Annotated in this window: 1 protein-coding gene; it reads left to right on the plus strand. The window is 47.4% G+C overall.

Features of this window, described 5'->3' with window-relative positions; translation table 11 throughout:
- Window positions 1-506: flagellar hook-basal body complex protein (locus R7040_RS30285; RefSeq protein WP_318098169.1), on the plus strand; the 506-nt coding region annotated here is incomplete at both ends.

Consider the following 506-nt stretch of genomic DNA (forward strand, 5'->3'; position numbering starts at 1 on the left):
GACCAACACAGAGCTAAACACGATCAGCCACAACATTGCCAACGCTTCAACGTATGGTTTTAAAGGTGCGCGCACAGAGTTCGCAGCGGTATACAACGGCATGCAACCTGGCGGCGTAGAAGTTGCGTCTATTTCACAAAACTTCGATAAAAACGGTTCAATCACGGGTACTGGTCGTTCAATGGACTTGGCGATCAACGGCAGCGGCTTCTTTGTGACAAAAGATCACATGGGTCAAACGCTTTACACTCGTTCTGGCGTATTTGGTACGGATAAGAGCAACTTTGTAACAGCGAACAATGGCGCGAAGTTGCAAGGTTACAGCGTAGATAGCAACAACAACCTGATGACGGGTTCTGTAGGTAACATCCAAGTATCAACATCGTCACTCAACGCGAAAGCGACAGATAAGCTTGATTTTGTTGCGAACTTCGATGCAAGTGCAAAAGCGATTGATAAAGCGGTAACGCCGTTCGATCCAGCGGATCCAACCTCGTTCAACTCTT

This window comes from Vibrio sp. 1069, assembly GCF_033340555.1.